General features: G+C 54.2%; 12 protein-coding genes. 7 read left to right on the top strand and 5 right to left on the bottom strand.

From position 1 onward, the window contains the following. Nucleotides 1–15: 15 nt before the first annotated feature. Nucleotides 16–1,383 carry an aspartate aminotransferase family protein gene (locus MKX51_RS29460; RefSeq protein WP_340994822.1) on the top strand — a complete coding sequence of 456 codons (1,368 nt, stop codon included), beginning with the start codon at nucleotides 16–18 and terminating at the stop codon, nucleotides 1,381–1,383. Here MKX51_RS29460 and MKX51_RS29455 read toward each other — a convergent pair. Then, nucleotides 1,349–3,037: a PucR family transcriptional regulator gene (locus MKX51_RS29455; protein ID WP_340946401.1), complete on the bottom strand. Its 1,689-nt coding sequence runs from the start codon at nucleotides 3,035–3,037 to the stop codon at nucleotides 1,349–1,351. The genes MKX51_RS29460 and MKX51_RS29455 overlap by 35 nt on opposite strands. A 304-nt stretch (nucleotides 3,038–3,341) precedes the next feature. On the opposite strand from MKX51_RS29455, the gene MKX51_RS29450 reads away from it, so the two are divergent. The 4 genes from MKX51_RS29450 to MKX51_RS29435 are packed head-to-tail and all read left to right on the top strand — an operon-like array spanning nucleotide 3,342 to nucleotide 7,725. After that, entirely contained in the window at nucleotides 3,342–4,733 is a 1,392-nt protein-coding gene (locus MKX51_RS29450) for an NAD(P)-dependent oxidoreductase (RefSeq protein ID WP_340994821.1), read from the top strand. 32 nt (nucleotides 4,734–4,765) lie between these two features. Next, complete coding sequence (preA, locus tag MKX51_RS29445) at nucleotides 4,766–6,055, top strand: NAD-dependent dihydropyrimidine dehydrogenase subunit PreA (RefSeq protein WP_340994820.1); 1,290 nt, start codon at nucleotides 4,766–4,768, stop codon at nucleotides 6,053–6,055. Nucleotide 6,056: 1 nt separating this feature from the next. Further along, entirely contained in the window at nucleotides 6,057–7,484 is a 1,428-nt protein-coding gene (hydA, locus tag MKX51_RS29440; protein ID WP_340994819.1) for a dihydropyrimidinase, read from the top strand. 1 nt (nucleotide 7,485) lies between these two features. Next, the gene (locus MKX51_RS29435; RefSeq protein WP_340994818.1) at nucleotides 7,486–7,725 is read left to right on the top strand and encodes a hypothetical protein; all 240 of its coding nucleotides are present in this window, start codon (nucleotides 7,486–7,488) and stop codon (nucleotides 7,723–7,725) included. 234 nt (nucleotides 7,726–7,959) lie between these two features. Here MKX51_RS29435 and MKX51_RS29430 read toward each other — a convergent pair whose 3' ends face one another. Beyond that, a complete protein-coding gene (locus tag MKX51_RS29430) occupies nucleotides 7,960–8,634 on the bottom strand; it encodes a cohesin domain-containing protein (RefSeq protein WP_340994817.1) in 675 nt (224 codons plus the stop codon). Nucleotides 8,635–8,995: 361 nt separating this feature from the next. On the opposite strand from MKX51_RS29430, the gene MKX51_RS29425 reads away from it, so the two are divergent. Continuing rightward, nucleotides 8,996–10,369, top strand: a complete 1,374-nt coding sequence (locus tag MKX51_RS29425) for a WG repeat-containing protein (RefSeq protein ID WP_340994816.1) — start codon at nucleotides 8,996–8,998, stop codon at nucleotides 10,367–10,369. A gap of 769 nt (nucleotides 10,370–11,138) precedes the next feature. On the opposite strand, the gene MKX51_RS29420 is transcribed toward MKX51_RS29425, so the two are convergent. Together MKX51_RS29420 and MKX51_RS29415 are read right to left on the bottom strand one after the other, a co-directional pair. Beyond that, nucleotides 11,139–12,266, bottom strand: coding sequence for a response regulator (locus tag MKX51_RS29420; RefSeq protein WP_340994815.1), 1,128 nt, complete (start codon nucleotides 12,264–12,266; stop codon nucleotides 11,139–11,141). 2 nt (nucleotides 12,267–12,268) lie between these two features. Next, nucleotides 12,269–15,388, bottom strand: a complete 3,120-nt coding sequence (locus MKX51_RS29415) for an ATP-binding protein (protein WP_340994814.1) — start codon at nucleotides 15,386–15,388, stop codon at nucleotides 12,269–12,271. 181 nt (nucleotides 15,389–15,569) lie between these two features. Between MKX51_RS29415 and MKX51_RS29410 the strand changes: the two genes are divergently transcribed. Beyond that, nucleotides 15,570–16,208, top strand: a complete 639-nt coding sequence (locus MKX51_RS29410; protein ID WP_036728222.1) for a TVP38/TMEM64 family protein — start codon at nucleotides 15,570–15,572, stop codon at nucleotides 16,206–16,208. On the opposite strand, the gene MKX51_RS29405 is transcribed toward MKX51_RS29410, so the two are convergent. Continuing rightward, nucleotides 16,194–17,708 (bottom strand): aminotransferase class V-fold PLP-dependent enzyme, encoded by a 1,515-nt coding sequence (locus MKX51_RS29405; RefSeq protein ID WP_340994813.1) that lies wholly within the window; start codon nucleotides 17,706–17,708, stop codon nucleotides 16,194–16,196. The two genes, MKX51_RS29410 and MKX51_RS29405, sit on opposite strands and share 15 nt — an antisense overlap. Nucleotides 17,709–17,752 lie beyond the last annotated feature (44 nt).

The raw sequence follows: 17,752 nt of genomic DNA, 5'->3' as shown, positions 1-17,752 counted from the left end.
GGAGGAGAGTGTGCCGTGCAGAGTCTGGGCAAAGAAAGCGAGCTGGCGGTTAAGAAGGACCAGCGGTATTTGTGGCATAATATGACCCCTTACAGTGAGCAGCATCCGCCGATGATTGCAGCCTCCGCAAGCGGCTCATGGGTTACCGATATCGACGGCAACAAATTCCTGGACGGCATGTCCGGCCTGTGGTGTGTGAATGTGGGGTACGGGCGCAAGGAGCTGGCGGAGGCGGCGTACAACCAGCTGCTGAGCCTGCCGTATTTCCCGCTGACGCAGAGCCATATGCCGGCCATCGCGCTGGCCGAGAAGCTGAATGAATGGCTGGAGGATGAGTATGTCATCTTCTTCTCCAACAGCGGGTCGGAAGCGAACGAAGCAGCCTTCAAAATCGCCCGCCAGTACCAGCAGCAGACCGGCCAGCCGGACCGCCACAAATTCATCGCCCGCTACCGGGGCTATCACGGAAGCTCATTGGGCGCCCTGGCGGCGACCGGGCAAGCGCAGCGCAAGTACAAGTACGAGCCGCTGGGCGGCGGGTTCCTGCATGTAGCCCCGCCGGACAGCTACCGCCGCCCGGCCGGCATGAGCGAAGAAGCGTTCAACCTCCAGTGTGCACAGGCGATTGAGGATATGATCGTCTGGGAAGGCGCAGCGTCTGTAGCGGCGGTGATTATGGAGCCGGTCATTACCGGCGGGGGCGTGATTGTCCCGCATCAGGTCTATATGGACCGGGTGCAGGAGATCTGCCGGACCCACGGCGTATTGCTGATTATCGACGAGGTGATCTGCGGCTTCGGGCGGTCCGGCCGCAAGTTCGGACATCACAATTTCGGAATCAAGCCCGATATTGTCACGATGGCGAAGGGGCTGACGAGCGGCTATCTGCCGTTATCGGCTACCGCTGTGCGCAAGGAGATCTATGAGGCCTTCAAGGATAACAGCGATGACTACGGGCATTTCCGGCATGTGAACACCTTCGGCGGCAATCCGGCTGCCTGTGCGCTGGCCCTGCGCAACCTGGAGATTCTGGAGCAGGAGCGGCTGGTTGCGCGCGCCGAAATTCTTGGCCGCAGGCTGGCGGAAGGGTTAGCCGGGCTTCTTGGGCATAAGCTGGTTGGCGATATCCGCAGCTTCGGGCTGGTCCTGGGGATTGAGCTGGTGGCGGATAAGTCCACCAAACAGCCCGCCGAGCTAAGCATCGTCAAGGGGATTATTGCGGACTGCAAAGCCAAGGGGCTGATCATCGGCAAGAACGGCGATACGGTAGCGGGCTTCAATAATGTACTCACCTTTGCTCCGCCGTTATCTTCGACGGATGAGGATGTGCAGTTCATCATCGATACCTTCACAGCTGTGCTGAACGGGAGCTGGGCAGAGTGAATTTCTCCGGGTAGAGGAACTGGTAGGCGCGCAGGGCGACCTGAATGGAGATCCGGTTCTCCGGGAGCATGAAGTCCTCGCCGAGCAGCTCGGTGATTTTGTCCAGCCGGTAGTAGAGGGATTGCCTGACGATGAAGAGGCTGCGGGCGGCGATCTGCTTCGACCCGTCATGATCGAGGTAGACGCGCAGCGTCAGCAGCAGCTCGCTGCCCTTCGCCTCATCGTGGTCAATCAGCGGGCCGATATAGCTGCGGATGAAATTCTCCAGCGTCTTGCCGTCGTTCAGGCTCAGCAGCAGCTGGAAGACGCCTAACTCCTCATACATGAGGACCGGCTTCTGGTAACAGGAATAAAGAGACAGCGCTTGTACGGCTTCCTGATAACCGGCATGAGCGTGCTTCAGGCCCCGGTGGGACTTGCTGACTCCGATGACGAGCTGCAGGTCCTTCAGCTTCTCATCCGCGCGGATATGCTGCAAGGAATCAAGCGCCTGCTGCAGGCGCAGCTTGCCGGGCAGCTTGGACTGGATATCCAGGGCAATGACGGTCAGCCGGTTGTTCTTCAGGGTGATCAGCGGCCGGAGGGAGTGCTTCTCGAAGATGGAGCGCAGGATGAGCGATAGATGGAAGGTGATGGATTCCCAGTCATTCTCCGAGCTGTTCCATTTGACATCCCGGGGATTCTCGATCTCGATCAGGCAGACCCGGTAGGGCAGCTCATTAACCAGGTTGAAGTCCGGGCCGACCAGCCCCTTGAGCCGGTTGTCGTCCTGAGTACGTCCCCCGACCAGCTCATCTACCCACAGATTCTCCGAGAACAGCTTTCGTTCCTCCATGTACCGGGTGCGCAGCAGCTCCTGTGCGATGGATAAGGAGGCGGAATCGAGCAGCAGACAGTCGAATTCCTGCGGCTTGTGATTACAGACCATCAGGATATAGGCCCAGGTCTGGTCCAAGGCTCCTACGGGCTTCACGGCGATGGTCTTGTGGCCGTATTCGCGGATATAGGGGGCGGCCTCCGGCGCTGCTCCCTCCATCTCTTCGCTGAAGGTCTCGAAGAAGCCCAGCAGCGGGCGCTGCTCCTCGGGTGCCAGGGCCGGGAAGAAGAGAGGTTTACCTTGCAGCTGCATATAGAGAATCTGTGTGCGGGTGCTTTTACATAACAATTGCAGGACCTTAAGGGTTCCCTGGGAGGTTAGCGTCAGCCGGTGAAATTCGCGGGAGATGCTCTCCAGCTCCTGCAGCATCCGGTGGTGGCGGTTGATGATGAGGGAATGCAGATCGAGTGTAATGTCGACGAACCGTACAGTGCGGGTGAATTGGATCAGCGGAAAATCGTGCAGGTTCGAAAGAGCGATCATCTCCTGCGGAATGGCACTGAAGTAGGCTCCCAGCTCGATGCACAGGCAGGCGGCGTTCTTATCAATCAGATTCTGCATGAAAGACAGGGCAGCGTCCAGATCCGTGCTTGCGCTCATTCCGGTGGTCAGAATCATCTCTTCCCCGTGAATCAGACTCTCCAGGCTCGCGCTCTCCAGCACATGCACCCAGCGGACGGCCCGGTTCAGGCCGTTTCTTCCCCCGATCAGCTCAGCTTCAGCGAACAGCGGCCGCTTCAGCGCGTCGCGGATCGTAAATACAAGTTCCCAGTCCATAAGCTTCCCCCTCATTCACTTCGTTCTCAGGCCATTCTCACAGGTAAAAAAGTGACTTTTGAAATTAGACAATCTGTCTAATGTAACGAAAAAACGGATTGGCTATAGTTTGAATATAATATGTCAGGAAACTTAACTTAAATTGGAGTGTGATTAGCGATTTTACCGGCTTGAAGTTTATTTTACTACAATAATTCTTACAAGTATGCAAAATAATAAGGCGATCATCGTAATAATGTTATATTATATAACATAAATCGAAGCCGAGAGTGGAAGCTACTTTGGCCAGAAGGAGGGGTACCCGATGGAGCAATCTTCACCGTTAACCACATTGACGCCTGAGCTGTTCATGCGTAATTTTGCCGAGGCAGAGCCGGGGCTTACCCGCAAGGGAGCTATCGAAGAATCTAACCGCTGTCTGTACTGCTATGATGCGCCCTGTATCCAGGCCTGTCCGACCAGCATCAATATCCCTTCCTTTATCAAAAGAATCGCTACCGACAATCTCAGAGGGGCGGCGCAGACCATCATGGACGCTAATCCGGTCGGCGCAAGCTGCGCACGGGTATGTCCTACGGAGGAGCTGTGCGAGGGGGCCTGTGTGCTGAACGGCGCTTCCGCACCGATTGAGATTGGCCTGCTGCAGCGTTATGCCACGGATTGGGCGATCCGCAGCGGCCTTCAGCTCTTCCGGGCAGGTGAGCCTAACGGCAAGAAAGTAGCGGTGATCGGCGGCGGACCGGCAGGTCTGTCAGCGGCCAGAGAGCTGGCGCGCGAAGGCTTCCAGGTGGTGATCTATGAGGCGAAGCCGCTGGCCGGAGGCCTTGATACCCACGGGATTGTCTCCTTCCGGCTGCCGCAGGACATTTCGATCTGGGAAGTGGAGCAGGTGGAGAGGCTGGGCGTAGAGATCCGCACAGGAATGAAGGTGGGCGTGGATATTTCCATAGAAGAGCTTAAGGCCGGATATGATGCCATTGTGCTGGCGGCCGGGATGGGTTACGTCCCTCCGCTGGGGATTGAAGGCGAGAAGCTGTCTGGTGTCTATGATGCGATCGAGCTGGTGGAGACCACCAAGACCGGGATTCCTGCCCTGGAGCTGATGGGACAGCGTGTGGCTGTTATTGGTGCAGGCAATACGGCCATTGATGCGGCCACCTGCTCGGTGCGGCTCGGCGCGGCGAACGTGAAGATGATCTACCGCCGGACGCGCGGGGAGATGACGGCTTATGATTTCGAATATGAATTCGCCAAGCAAGAGGGTGTGGAGTTCAACTGGCTGACCCTGCCGAAGCGGATTGTCGGGGATGAGCAGGGGAATGTTGCGGCACTGGAATGTGTGCGGATGGAGCTGACTGGTGAGGCTGGGCCGGATGGACGCCCCTCCCCCGTGCCGGTGGAGGGCTCGGAATTCCTGCTCCCGGTGGATGCCGTAGTGGTGGCTATCGGCCAGAAACGGCGGATTGACCTCATTGAGGCGCTGGGGCTTGAGCATAAGCGGGGGGTAGTGGAGATTGATCCCGCGACCGGGCGCACCTCTGATCCGCAGATTTATGCTGCCGGCGATATTGTTTTTGGCGCAGGGACGGGGGAAGCCATGGTGGTCTCTGCCGCGCAGCAGGGCAAGGATGCTGCCTATGCGATTGTGAAGCAATGGTCAGGCCGTCAGGACAGCGTAATCGGCTCTGCCGTATAACGCGGATTTCATAGAAGAGGGAGGGAATGGCAATGGCAGATCTCAGTATTGATTTTGCAGGCATCAAGTCACCGAATCCGTTCTGGCTGGCCTCTGCGCCGCCTACGAATACAGGCTATCAGGTGCAGCGTGCGTTCGAGGCAGGCTGGGGAGGCGCGGTGTGGAAGACGCTCGGAGAGCCGGTCATCAATACCTCGGCCCGGTTCGCCGCCGTTCATTTTGGCGGCCAGCGTGTAGCGGGCTTCAACAATATTGAGCTGATTACCGACCGTCCGCTGGAGGTCAACCTGAAGGAAATCTATGAGACGAAGCGGAGATTCCCGGACCATACGATCATTGCTTCCCTGATGGTGGAGCCGAAGCGGGAGAAGTGGCATGAGATTGTGAAGCGCGTGGAGGCTATCGGCGTAGACGGTCTGGAGCTGAACTTCGGCTGTCCGCACGGCATGGCTGAACGCGGCATGGGCGCGGCTTCGGGCCAGCAGCCTGATCTGGTGCAGGCGCAGACCGCCTGGGTCAAAGAGGTGGCAACCACCCCGGTCATTGTGAAGCTGACGCCGAACATCACCGACATTACCGTGGTGGCCCGGCACGCCGTCAAGGGCGGAGCGGATGCGATCAGCCTGATCAATACCATCAACAGTCTGGCCGGGGTGGACATCCACAGCTGGAATACAATTCCGAATGTCGGCGGCCAGGGAGCGCACGGCGGTTATTGCGGCCCGGCTGTCAAACCGATTGCCCTTAGCATGGTGGCGGAATGTGCCCGGGACCGTGAAGTCGGCGTGCCGATCTCCGGCATCGGCGGCATCTCCACCTGGCAGGATGTCGTCGAATTCATGCTGATGGGCTCGACAGGAATTCAGGTCTGCACAGCGGTTATGCATCATGGCTTCAGGATTGTGGAGGAGATGATCGACGGTCTGAACCATTACCTGGACGAGAAGGGGCTGGCTTCGGTAACCGAGCTGATTGGCAAGTCGGTGCCTAAGTATTCCAACTGGGGCGATCTTGACCTTAACTATCAAGTCGTTGCGCAGATCAACGAGGAGAACTGTATCAACTGCAATAAATGCCATATTGCCTGTGAAGACGCCTCTCATCAATGCATCGATATGCTGACGAATGCGGAGGGCAAGGCGATTCTGCAAGTGCGCGAGGAGGATTGTGTAGGCTGCAATCTGTGTTCGATTGTCTGCCCGGCAGACGGAGCCATTGATATGATTGCCCTGGAGGGCGGCGCGGCCCCGATGAGCTGGAATCAGCGCAGCCGGATCATCAGCGGAGTCAACGGTGCTTATTCGGAAGTGGAGGCGGGTTAAGATGAAGAAGATCATCAAGCACGGGATTATCGTTACAGCGGCAGATACGTATACGGGGGATGTCCTGATTGAGGATGGAATCATCAGCGGAATCGGCTTGAATCTGGAAGCGCCGGGCGCGGAGATCATTGATGCTTCCGGCTGTTATGTCTTTCCGGGAGGGATTGATCCCCACACCCATCTGGATATGCCCTTCGGCGGTACAGTTACCGCCGATGACTTCGAGACCGGCACGATTGCTGCTGCTTACGGCGGAACCACCACGGTAATCGACTTCTGCCTGACCACGAAGGGGCAGCCGCTCCAGCAGGCCGTAGATACCTGGCATCATAAATCGCAGAATAAAGCAGTCATCGACTACAGCTTCCACCTGATGGTGTCAGAGCTGAATGACAAGGTGCTCAGTGAGCTGCCGCAGATTATCGAGCAGGAGGGCATCACCTCGCTGAAGGTGTTCATGGCCTACAAGAACACGTTCCAGGCCGACGACGGGGTGCTGTATAAGACGCTTCAGGCGGCGAAGCGCGAAGGGGCGCTGGTTATGGTGCATGCCGAGAATGGGGATGTCATCGAATATCTGGTGGACCAGGCGCTTGCCGCCGGAAACACCGATCCGCTCTATCATGCGCTGACCCGTCCCCCTGAGCTGGAAGGCGAGGCGACTGGGCGGGCGGCTTATTTGACCGGGCTGACGGATTCACAGCTCTATGTGGTGCATGTTACCTGCGCCGAGGCGGCCTGGAAGATTGCAGAGGCCCGCAAGAAAGGGCTGCGCGTCTACGGCGAGACCTGCCCGCAGTATCTGGTGCTGGATCAGTCGGCGCTGGCGAAGCCGGATTTCGAAGGCGCCAAGTATGTCTGGTCTCCTCCGCTGCGCGAACAGTGGAACCAGGATGTACTCTGGGATGCCCTCTGGAGCGGGACGCTGCAGACCATCGGCTCTGACCAGTGCTCGTTCAACTTCAAGGGGCAGAAGGAGCTGGGCCGGGGCGACTTCTCGAAGATCCCGAACGGTGGACCCACTATTGAAGACCGGTTCAGTGTCCTCTACTCCGAAGGGGTGCAGAAGGGCCGGATCACGCTGAACAAATTCGTGGATATCATCGCCACCTCAAGCGCCAAGCTGTTCGGCCTGTTCCCGCAAAAGGGTACGATTGCCGTGGGCAGCGATGCTGATATCGTGATCTTCGATCCTGCAGTGGAACGGACACTGTCGGCAAAGACCCATCATATGAATGTGGACTATAATGCGTTCGAGGGGCTGGAAGTCAAGGGAGAGCCGGTCTCTGTGCTGAGCCGGGGAGAGTTCGTGATCCGGGACAAAGTATTCGTCGGTGCCGCAGGTCAAGGCAAATACTTGCACCGCAAGCGCTTCGAGGCCGAAGCTCCCCATCCAGCCCAGGCAGAAATCAGCGGAGGAGTGGTCTGAGATGTCAGCATTTGCAGAGTTCGACCGGGAACGGCAGGAAATCGACAATCTTGTCGGGCTGGGCTATAACGTTGCCGGAATCTATGAGGATCTGGACGGTGCCAGGGTTACCTTCATCCGCAGGGAGCCGGCCGGCGGACCGGTGGAGCTGCTGCTGCTCACAGCAGACGCGCGCAAGCATGTGACGACGCTGCTTGTTGGCCGAACCAGACCCGTGGAGTCGATTGAAGCCCAGACGTAAACCGGAACAACGGAGATCAAGCTCCAAACGTCTCTGACGTTGGCTTGGTCTTTTATTTATGTTGAGGAGAGTAAGAGTTCATAATGTATGCGGAAAACCGAATACAATCTCATGCTCCTCATGGCTAATGCTGTATCCTATGTATATTCACCATAGTACAAGAAATCTAGACGGCAGCTAATTGTGTAAGGGATATGTATGTGGATGGAGCTGCCGCAACTGTAGGATTCACTGCTACGTAAGACGGTTAACAGACTCCAGTGCAGAGAAGACGGAGACGGACGAAGATTGGGTAATTTCGATCCTTGCCGGGGAGTTCGCTGTGACATCGGGCGAGTAGAGATAGATGCTATTTGCGGCTTCAGAGGTGCGGATTCTGGTGAATTCATTGGCCAGGCTGATCATTGAGGAGGAGGCGAGCGTAAGTGCTTTGACCCGCAGCTTGAACGTGACCAGCGTCTGGTCTACCGCCGGAATCGTCTGCTGTCCGCTGCCCGCTTCAACCTGAATATCAATGCCGCGCATACTTGTATTTTTTCCGAGATAGATACTGCCATCCACGGGACTCTGGAAATTGAACTGGAACAGGTCATCGACCTCGCTTCCAGCCGTATAATTTCCTTCCGCATAGACCGAATGCTGTGTATATTCAAGGTTATCAAATACCTGGCTGTCATATTGGATAATGAAGTTAAGATAGCTGTAGCCACGGTCATTTGGCGCGAAGTCTTTTAAATGCACCAGCACGGTAACTTCATCCCCCGGATTATAGGCCTCTTTGTCAGTGGTCACCTCAACAGACATCGCAGGAGCGGTGTTATCCACTGCAGCCTCACGAATCATGGACATCATAAGCGGCAGTACCTTCATCCCTCTGATTGCCCGCTTGAATCTATTCCTTTTATTCATGTTACATCCCCCATTGCCATCATAATGATGCATCCCTATGCACGAATGATCTTTGTATATGAACAATGGTAACAATTGTCACTGATAAAACACTGATAAACGTCGAACCATGGCGTAAAATATCGAGTGTTTTTTTCCATGCGCAAAACTGGAGCAGATGTACCAGATGGTATTGGCGGCAGAAAGTATGTCGTTCAGACCAGAATGATGCTACCGTAGCACGTGATTCTAGCAACAATGTTATAATTTCTTTAACTGGGAATTAATTGATAATATAGCCAATTCCTTAGATTGTTAGGGGGTGGTAATATCACTTAGATTCTTCGATGAAATAAAAACCAAAGGAGCTGAATTGTAAGATATGAGCAAATCAATAAAAGTGCTGTTCTCATTTTTCCTTGTTATATTCTTAATTGCGATGGTCAGTAAAGAGTCTGCTTTTGCGAAAAATGGAATTAGAGTGATATTGTATGGAAATCCCATTCAAGAAAAGCACTCCCCAATTATGAAGAACAACACGGTATTGGTTCCATTTAAAGGGATATTTGAAAAATTAGGTTTTAATGTTAGTTACGACTCAGCAAGCAAAACAATTTCTGGTCAGAAGACAGGCACTACTATTAAATTAGTAATTAATCAAAATACGGCTTGGATAAATGATACTCCAACTATACTTCAAGTATCTCCACAGATAATTGATGGGGCAACGTTTGTACCACTTCGTTTCATTGGGGAAGCCAGCGGACTCGAAGTGAAGTGGTACGGGGACTCTCAGATTGTTTCATTATACTCTAAGCAAAATCTTTTTCCGGTATCACGCGGAGGGAAATTTGGCTATATTGATGCAGAAGGCAAAGTGGTTATTGATTATCAAACGAAATTTACAGATGCCTATGCTTTTAATGAAGGGCTAGCCATTGTTTATTCAAATGCTAAATTTGACGGATTCATCAATCAACAAGGAAATAAAGTAATACCTAAGGGAAATTATTATGATGCCAAGGAATTTTCAGAAGGACTTGCAGCGTATAGAACGCTTAAAACTGCAACTGATTTTGCTGTATCTAACTATGGTTATATGGATATTACAGGAACTAGTCTTATTAAACCGCAATTCAAAAAAGCTAATAATTTCTCCGAAGGATTGGCTGCTGTCCAAGTGGGAAGTGGATATGGATACATTAATTCTTCCGGGCAAATAGTAATAAAAGCCCAATATAACAGCGCTGAGGATTTTTCTGAAGGCGCTGCTCTGGTTACAATAAATGGAATTTCCCATTATATTGATAAGAAAGGGAAGTTTTTGTTCAATTCAAGTTATAAAAATGGGGATTCTTTTTCAGAGGGATTGGCAGCTGTTAAAGCAGGAGCTAACTATGGCTTTATTAATAAGAGAGGAAAATTAGAGATTCCTGCTAAGTATGAGGAGGTTCACTCTTTTTCGGAAGGCTTGGCGGCGGTTAAAATAAATGGAAAATCAGGTTATATAGATAACAAAGGAAAACTACTTATTCCTAACCAATTTGATGCAGCGAGTGACTTTCATGAAGGACTTGCAGTTGCCGAATCGGGAGGGAAGACCGGATTCATTAATAAAACAGGGGCTTGGGTTATTCAACCAACGCTTGACTGGGCTGGACGCTTTTCTAAGGGGCTTTCTTACGCATATAGTGTTGATGGAGAAGTATACATTAATAAAAATGGTCAGATTGTGTGGAGAAGAAGCCAACCTTAACAGAGGAAAGAGTAATGAGGAAAAAGCCAAAATATGAACAAAATTAATTTTCGAAGCAAGTCTTTATATGCGACTATATCGGTATTTGCTATTCTTGTAATATTTTTAGTGCTTATCGTTATGTACAAATAGTAATTCGACTGAGTTTGCAGACTTTAAATGTCCCGCATGTAAAAAGTGGAAGAAGGCAAGTGCAGGAGAGGCTATTGCTAAACAGAATAATGAGAAATTTTGGGGATACTATGAAAAGCTAATACGACCATCAAGGGTATGAAACTGAAATTTGGGCGATTCAAGGATTCCTTTTAAATTTTGTGAAAAATAATATTATGGGATTGACTATAAGTTATTTGAAGAGGATTTCAAAGGCCATACATCTATCGAATACCAATTATCATTTAAATAATACAAGTGTATAAAAGTATTCTGAAAGGACGACAATCATTCGCTAAGTTCGAATGATTGTCGTCCTTTTACTGTTATATAGATGAACTGAAAATTTAAGTTAAAGGAAAAGTGTCGGAGGGGAATTTTGGAACTGGAGGAGCGGTAGCGACCGCCTTTGTCTACGGATTTCAACCGTTAAAAACGGTATAAAATCATGAAATCTGTAGACAACAGCGGCCGGAAGTCCAAAACTTCTCTGGAGTCACAGCTAATTCCAAAACATAAAAACATTAGTTCAATTTATATAGTTTCCAAAGCATACGATAAGAAATATTTCTCGGTCTCTCAAAGGATATTATGGAGTAACGATAGAATTTCGACGCTATCTCCCCAGCCGCCGGTATTCGTCCACGAACCAGTCCGGCAAGGCGTCGCCGGTCTCTGCGATGTAGGATTCACTGAACTGGGTGAATTTACGCTGGGCGCGCAGGGGTTTGGCGGTTTCGTAATAGATCGCAATCAGCCGCAGGGCGTAGCTCTCCTCCAGCGGCTCCAGCTCCGTCAGGCGCACGGCGTAATCTTCGGCCTCGTGTGGCCGTGCAGCCTGCACCAATCCCTGGGTAAGCTGCTCCAGCAGCTTGAGGTACAGCCGGCGGTATTTGTCACGGGCGGAATATACCCAGAGGCTGTCCAGCGACTGAAGCAGGTCACCGGTGTACAGGGCGGCGGCCTGCTGCATACCCTCCAGCTGGCTGCTTTGCAGCGCAAGGGTGGCAGCTTCCTGAAATTTCTCAATGTCGCCCTCGATTCCCCTTGATTCCAGCCTGTAATTCTCCCTGCCGAAGGTCAGCTCAATCTTGTCCTCCAGCGCGGCTTTCTTCAAGGTGGTGCGGATCTGGTAGACCGTAGTGTGCAGATATTGCTTGCCCTTCTCGTAATTCCACTGTGGAAACACATCATTCAGAATGACGCTGACACTGCCCTGCCTGTGAATCCACAGATACGCAAATAATTCCTGGGCCTTATGTGTTCTCCACTTCACTAAGCCCTGAGGGCTGGTTAGCTCATAATCCCCCAGGAGCCGGAACGCAGTTGTCCTGCCGGCTGCTCCAGTTGCTCCGGCAGCCCCGGCAGCCGCCGGCGCTTGACGCTTGCTGAGCAGCTTGTTCCAGGTCTTCAGCAGCCGCGAAGGATCAACGGGCTTCAGCAGATAATCCATCGCAGACAAGTCGAAGGCTTCGACAGCATAATTCCGGTAGGCGGTTACGAATACGATGTCTGTGTCCGGAGATACTGGCAACAGCTTCTCGGCAAAAGTGAGGCCGGACAGCTCCGGCATCTGGATGTCCAGGAATAGAACATCCGGCTTCAGTTCGGAAGCAGCAGCGAGGGCTTCGCGCGGGTTATCGTATGTCAGGACAGAGGATACTCCTTCACACTGGAGCAGCAGCCGCTTCATCTGATCCAGTGCCGGCCATTCGTCATCAATTACCATTACAGAGATGCTCATACTCAGGAGACCTCCTCCTTCCATGGGATTGTTATCAGTACATCTATACCTCCGCTGGCTCCCCGGGTAAGAATCAGCGGACGCCCGAACTGTGTGAGCAGCCGGCGGTTAATGTTCCGCAGGCCGATTCCGGTGCCTTCGCCATGCGAAGATCGGTAGTCGTCCTTCATCCACGAGGATAGCTGTTCATCGCTCATTCCCTTCCCGTTGTCCGAGACGGTGATCAGGATATCACCGCCCTCCTGCCGGGTGGAGATGATCACTGTTCCTCCGTCAATTTTCTCCATCAGTCCGTGACGAACAGCATTCTCTACAATGGGCTGCACAATCAGCGGCGGCAGCGGGAATTCACTAACCTCAATATGATATTCGGCCTTCAGCCGCTTCCCGAACCGGGCCTGCTCCAGCGACAGATAGGCTTCGATCAGCTCCAGCTCCTTCTCGAACGGAATGGCGGTCTCCTGGTTGCTGAAGTCGAAGCTGCCGCGCAGGAAATGGCTCAGATCGTATAACAGCTGCTGTGTCTTCTCGGTGTCACGCGTACTCATCCAGATGATTGTATTAATCGCGTTGTAGAGAAAATGCGGTTTGATCTGCGCACGCAGCATGGCGATCTCTGAGCTGAGCCGCTCGGAGACAGACCGCCTTAGCTGAACCAGCGTGTTGACCCGTCCCTTAAGATCACTCCAGATATAAGGCTTATGGATGAAATCATTGGCTCCGGCCCGGAAGGCCGCCTCGTTGAAGTGAAGCTGCTGCCCGGCCGTAGCCATCAGGATCGGCAGGTCCAGCGGGGTGTAGGTCTGGCGGATGATCCTGCACAACTCCAGCCCGGACATCTCCGGCATCATGACATCAATAATGCAGAGATCGAAATTCCGGTCACCGGCCAGCAGTGCCAGCGCTTCCTTGCCGCTGCTGCGGCTTGCGATGCTGTAATTCTCCAGCGACAGCAGGTTAGTCAGTGCCTTCAGGTTGGCATAATCGTCATCTACGATCAGGATACGCGGCGCATAGGGAGCAGCTTGCCCGCTGGATTGCGGCGGATCAGCCGACCGGTATTTCCAGAGGTCATCCAGCATTTCCGGCTGGGTATACGCTTGTCTTAAGAGCGCCTGTTCTCCGGCTTGGGCAGCAGCGGCGGCTTCCGCCTCGTTGCCCGGAAGCGTGAAAGTGAATGTACTGCCCCGGCCAACCCGGGAAGAGACGGAGATGCTCCCGCCATGCAGTTCTACCAGCTTGCGGCTGATTGCAAGACTTAGTCCGAGACCTCCAGTCTCCAATGAATCGGCCTCGCTGAGCTGCTCATAGTCGCGGAAGAGGTACTCCAGCTGATCCTCGGGAATGCCCTTTCCGGTATCGGTGACGGCAACGGAGAGGAACTCCTCCTGCCAGGCGGCCTCAATCATCACGCTGCCGCGGTCCGTGAATTTCAGCGCATTATCCAGCAGGGTATAGAGAATCTGCATCAGCCGCTGCTCATCTGCCTGGACCAGGAATTGGCCCGGCGGAATATGATTTTTGATGCGGATGCTGCCCTTCTTGTTCAGGAACTGGAAGACCTCGATGACAATGGCCGCTACCCCCTGGATATCGACAGTCCCCCATTGCAGGGTGATGCGCTGGCGCTTGATCTGTTCATAGTCGAGAATGTCTCTGACCATGAAGGCCAGCCTTCTGCCGGTACCGAGAATCAGCCGCATATCCTCCCGCTGAGACGGGCTTAGCGGTCCTCCCGCTCCCTCATGCATGGATAACGCCACGTTAATGATGGCATTCAGCGGCGTACGCAGCTCGGCGGAGGTCTTCAGCAGGAACTCGTCCTTATCCCTGTCCTTGCGCTCAAGCAGCTGGGATAGCTGCTTAATGGTCTGATATGCATGGGCATGGCGCGCAGACAGGAACAGCCCCTCGGCAAGAATGAAGATCGGACCGGATACCGGCGGAACGGCATAGAGTTCAGTCCCGAAGAACAGATTGCTCACTAAGGATAAGGTGAACATGACTGCAGCAATCACACCGATCAGCAGATAGTTAGAACCGGTCTCTCTCCGCCAGGCGGCCTTGACCATGACGTAGAAGGTATAGCAGACAGAGATGAAGCTGAAGGTCAGCAGCACCCCTGTAATCCGCGAATATACAGGCAGCGTGGTGAACAGTACAATGGTGCAGAAGCTCAAGGCATACACGAAGCAGATCCGCTTGAAGAGCCGGGAATACAGAGCAGGAAACAGGGAATAGGTATAGCTGGACACGCAATAGAACCCGACTACACCTGACACCGCCTGCAGCTTGCTGAATCCTTCATACGACAGGGATGGGAGGTACTCGAAGAGCAGCTTCTCGCTGTGCGTCAGCATATAGAGGGCAATCATGAAACAGTAGACGGCCAGCTGGAATGAAGACTTGTCCTCTTTGCGCTGGAAGCCCTGACCGAATAAGTACAGGCCGATAAAAGAAAAGCCCGCTACCAGCAATATATCATAGGTCCGGTTCCGCTGGTCGATGGCAGCTATAGCAGCAGGAGTACCGATCCGGATAGGCTCCGCAATGCCTCCGTTTGAATATGTGAAATTGGATGTATGTATCAGAATCTCCGCCAGGTTAGACTTGCTCTGAAAAATCAGGGAATACGGATGATTGCGCGGCTTGGTGGTCTCCCGGGATTCCCCTGGTGTCCCGCTTCCGCCCAGCCGCTCGCCATTTACATATACCTCGCTGGCATTGCGGATATTGCTAACCTTGAGGGCGAAGGCGGGGACCCCTGGCGGCAGCTGAACCAGCAGTCGGTAGGTCGCATATCCGTAGCGGGAGGAGCTGGTAGCCTCTGATCCCCGGCCCCAAGCGCCGGGCACGGACATATAGGCCGGTGCCTCTGCGGTCCGGGATAAGGAATGCTGCGGTTCCAGCAGCTCCTGCCAATAGAATTCCCATTCCCCTCCAAGCGGGTAGACGGCAGTATTATCGAAAGTGCAGGAGGACAAATCGGCCCATCCTGACCGTGGGCTGTAGCAGGCAGACGAGGAGCCAAGCAGGGGAACCAGCGCCACTGCGGTGAGCAGGCCGATGCATAGCAGGGCGAGCACTCTTTTGGCCAGCAGACTATAATCAAATGTTCTCATAATTTCATCATATCTCCGGCAGCTTGCGCTTGTCCAGCCTGTTGATTACATATCCTTCTATTTCCCGCTGATACGGTATCGTCCATAAAATAGACAGTAAAGCCGCTTCCGCTTGGCATCAGAGAAGCAGAAAGTATTGTATAATTGAAACTCACTAGAGTACTTGAGGAGCGCTGAAGAAATGTTCTATATAGATATTATGTCATGGCTGACCGAGGAGCGCCTGTTACAGCTGCTGGAGCAATACCGCTCGTTCGGGCCGCTCCCGGGTGTGGGGCTTACCTTCATGAAATCGTTCGTGCCTCCGCTGCCGACTATAGCGATTGTAGGGCTTAACGGGGCGGTGTACGGGTTATGGCTGGGGTTCCTGTATTCCTGGATCGGTCTGGTCGCAGGCTGCACGGTCACCTTCCTGATTATCCGCAAAATTGCCGGCCATCCCTATCTCACCAAATGGGCCAAGCGGCCCAAGGTAGCCAAAGCGATGACCTGGGTCCGCCAGAGCGGGTTCAGCTATGTGTTCCTGCTTAGCCTGTTCCCGGTGGGTCCGTTCGTGGTGATTAATATGGCAGCGGGTCTGGCCGGAATGCGGCTGCGTTCCTATCTGATTGCACTGTGTGCCGGCAAAGCCATTATGGTATTTGCGGTATCCTACATCGGCAATGATGTGCAGCGGTTCATCCGTCATCCGGCGGAAATCATCTATGTGCTGCTGTTTATCGGAGCTTCCCTGTGGGGGGTTAAAGCGATTGAAGCCAGGTTCGCCCGGCTGGCGCGGGAGCGGGAGCTGCGCGGCCAAGCGCCGCTACAGCACAAATAATTCACGAATCTCCTCGTCCTCTGTAACGCCTCTCTCCCCGGTATGAAGCCAGCTATTGGTGACAGCATTGTAGCGGTAATCCTTACTCCATTCCCCGATACTGCTGACGATAGACTGTACGGCGAAGATCATATGCTCTACCTCCCGGTCCGTCATGATCGGGTGCAGGGACAGGCGGACCCAGCCCGGCTTCAGCGACTGGTCCCCGGCGTGAATCGCCTGGATGAATGCCTGGGATTGCGCCGGGTTCAGCCCGAGCAGCTGATGGCCGTACGGACCGGCGCAGGAGCAGCCGCCGCGCGCCTGAATGCCGAAGCGGTCATTCAGCAGCCGTACCGCGAGATTGTAATGAATCTCCTTCAGCGTGAAGGAGACAATGCCATGCCGCTTACGGTGTACGCCCTCCAGCACAGAGCAGCCGGGAATCTGCGCCAGACCCGAGAGCAGCTTCCGGCAGAGCTCCTGTTCACGGACGATCATATATTGTCCGGTTCCGTTCATCTGCTCCTTCAGCTTCACGCAGAGGGCGGTGCGGATCGCCTGCAGGAAGCCGGGGGTGCCTCCGTCCTCGCGTACCTCAACATCATCAATGTAGCGGCGTCCGCCCCAGCGGTTCACCCATACTACGGTGCCGCCGCCGGGCTCATCCGGCAGCCGGCCGGTGCTGAGCGCGGTGTCGAACAGCAGCACGCCGCCGGTTCCCGGGCCTCCGAGGAATTTATGCGGAGAGAAGAAGATGGCGTCCAGCTTCTCCTGCGGGGCTGCCGGATGCATATTGATCTCCTGATAAGGGGCGCTGGCTGCGAAATCCACGAAGCATACCCCGCCATGCCGGTGCATGAGCGCAGCAAGCTGATGATACGGGGTCTCTATGCCGGTGACATTGGAGCAGGCGGTGAAGGAACCGATCTTGAAGCGGCGGTGCCGGTAGATCGTCAGCAGCTCCCCGAGCCGCAGCAGATCCACCTCGCCGCCCGGCCCGGAGGAGACGGTAACCACCTCGCCGAAGCTCTCCTGCCAGGGCAGCAGATTGGAATGATGCTCCATATGGCTGACGAAGATAACCGGGCGCTCCTCCGGTGCGCAGAGGGTTTCCTGCTTCAGCCATTCCGGCAGCTTCAGGCCCATGATCCGCAGCAGCTTGTTCACCGCACCGGTGGTGCCGTTGCCGCAGAAGAGCAGGGCATCTGCGGGGGCAGCATTCACATGCTGCCGGATGATGCTACGCGCTTCATGGTAAGCCAGGGTCATGGTCAGGCCGGTGGTGTTGGAGTCGGTATGCGGGTTACTGACATAGGGGCCGAAGGTCTCCTGTATTTTGCGCTCGATCGGCTCATACAGCCGGCCGCTGGCCGTCCAATCGGCATACAGCAGCGGCTGCCGTCCGTAGGGGGTGGAGATCAGATGGCGGCTGCCGACAGTGTGCTCACGGAATGCCGCGAAATGCTCTTGCAGTGAAGACGGCGCGTCTGCCGCAGCGGCGCGGTGGATACTCAGCACGGACAATCCCTCCAGGCAATGAATGCTCTATCAATGAGACGGAT

This window comes from Paenibacillus sp. FSL M7-0420, from assembly GCF_038002345.1.
Taxonomy (GTDB): Bacteria; Bacillota; Bacilli; order Paenibacillales; family Paenibacillaceae; genus Paenibacillus_AQ.
Note: the sequence above shows the minus strand (reverse complement) of the source record. Positions and strands in the feature narration are given on the sequence as shown.

What these genes read in the sequence shown, in the direction of transcription:
- MKX51_RS29415 (WP_340994814.1), bottom strand. Translation starts at nt 15,388, where the DNA reads ATGAGAACATTTGATTATAGTCTGCTGGCCAAAAGAGTGCTCGCCCTG.
- MKX51_RS29410 (WP_036728222.1), top strand. Translation starts at nt 15,570, where the DNA reads ATGTTCTATATAGATATTATGTCATGGCTGACCGAGGAGCGCCTGTTA.
- hydA (WP_340994819.1), top strand. Translation starts at nt 6,057, where the DNA reads ATGAAGAAGATCATCAAGCACGGGATTATCGTTACAGCGGCAGATACG.
- MKX51_RS29425 (WP_340994816.1), top strand. Translation starts at nt 8,996, where the DNA reads ATGAGCAAATCAATAAAAGTGCTGTTCTCATTTTTCCTTGTTATATTC.
- MKX51_RS29435 (WP_340994818.1), top strand. Translation starts at nt 7,486, where the DNA reads ATGTCAGCATTTGCAGAGTTCGACCGGGAACGGCAGGAAATCGACAAT.
- preA (WP_340994820.1), top strand. Translation starts at nt 4,766, where the DNA reads ATGGCAGATCTCAGTATTGATTTTGCAGGCATCAAGTCACCGAATCCG.
- MKX51_RS29450 (WP_340994821.1), top strand. Translation starts at nt 3,342, where the DNA reads ATGGAGCAATCTTCACCGTTAACCACATTGACGCCTGAGCTGTTCATG.
- MKX51_RS29455 (WP_340946401.1), bottom strand. Translation starts at nt 3,037, where the DNA reads ATGGACTGGGAACTTGTATTTACGATCCGCGACGCGCTGAAGCGGCCG.
- MKX51_RS29420 (WP_340994815.1), bottom strand. Translation starts at nt 12,266, where the DNA reads ATGAGCATCTCTGTAATGGTAATTGATGACGAATGGCCGGCACTGGAT.
- MKX51_RS29430 (WP_340994817.1), bottom strand. Translation starts at nt 8,634, where the DNA reads ATGAATAAAAGGAATAGATTCAAGCGGGCAATCAGAGGGATGAAGGTA.